Genomic DNA, 250 nt, shown 5'->3' with positions numbered 1-250 from the left:
CGATGGTCTGGGCGGTGAGGACGCTGCGCTGATCGTCCTTCAATTCGCCATTCAGTTCCTGGGACAGCTTGCGCGCTGCCGCCACCATCACGTCGAACGCTTGTTTCGGGTGACGCGGGCCTGGCAAGCCAAGGAAGAAGCTGACGGCCGGCGTGCTGAACAGGTCAATATCGTCCAGGTCGAAGGTGCCCGGCTTGACCGCGTTGGCCATGGAGAACAGCACTTCGCCATTACCGGCCATGCTTTCGTG

At 61.6% G+C, this 250-nt stretch carries 1 protein-coding gene; it reads right to left on the bottom strand.

Going from position 1 to position 250, the window contains the following annotated elements; all coding sequences use genetic code 11:
* On the bottom strand, positions 1-250 hold a 250-nt coding region (zipA, locus tag ACM615_RS24270; protein WP_431012690.1), incomplete at both ends, for a cell division protein ZipA.

Source organism: Rahnella sp. PAMC25617 (genome assembly GCF_050606005.1).
Classification (GTDB): domain Bacteria; phylum Pseudomonadota; class Gammaproteobacteria; order Enterobacterales; family Enterobacteriaceae; genus Rahnella; species Rahnella variigena.
The sequence above is the reverse complement of the archived record's forward strand: the minus strand, read 5'-3'. Positions and strand labels throughout refer to the sequence as shown.